This window comes from Delftia sp. ZNC0008, from assembly GCF_000799035.1.
Classification (GTDB): Bacteria; Pseudomonadota; Gammaproteobacteria; order Burkholderiales; family Burkholderiaceae_C; genus Comamonas; species Comamonas tsuruhatensis.
The window spans coordinates 1-619 of the sequence record NZ_JTKZ01000274.1 but is presented as its reverse complement, the minus strand read 5'-3'; the positions used below and the strand labels follow the sequence as shown (position 1 = coordinate 619).

The window sequence follows — 619 nt, the reverse complement described above, 5'->3', positions numbered from 1 at the left end:
GGACCCGCACACCTATAAGCCCGGCGGCGTGCCCATCGGCGCGGTGGCCCCGCCGGCGCTGCGCGTACACGGCTTGCCGGCCTCGGCCAACCAGCTTGGTATGGCTCAGGCGGCCTTTTACCGCTTCTGCATGATGGCGCGGCTGTCGGTCGTGCCCAATCCAGTGGAGGCCGGTCGGCTGCCCGACGGCACGGCCTATCGCATCGTGCGCATCGGCAACTCGACCACCATGGAGATCTGGCCGGAGGATGCGGCGAACGAGCGCGAGAGCGGGATCGGCATCACCATGGTGGACTTGCTAGGCGATCTTGTGCCGGAGCTCACGCACTCCAACGGGACGAGCCCGCAGCCCTTCATCCTCACGCCCGCAGTAGTTCCTGGCACACGCATCTGTACCGGGCGCTGGCGTGTTCGCAAGGTCAACGGATACAACGGCGGCAAGGCCGTGTTCCAGACACGCCTGCCTGACCTCTACCTCACAGGAGTGGATGGGGTATCCACCTTCTTCCAGTTGCCGCCCCCTCCGAGCTTCGATGCCTTGGGCGGCACCAACATGCGCGCCTATCGCTATGGCACCTACGGGCCTGGATTCAGTGTCTACAGCGTGCGCCGCCCCGTG

At 66.2% G+C, this 619-nt stretch carries 1 pseudogene; it reads left to right on the top strand.

The features are described 5' to 3' along the window. Nucleotides 1-619 (top strand): annotated as a pseudogene (locus L995_RS08995) (hypothetical protein); the annotation flags it as partial.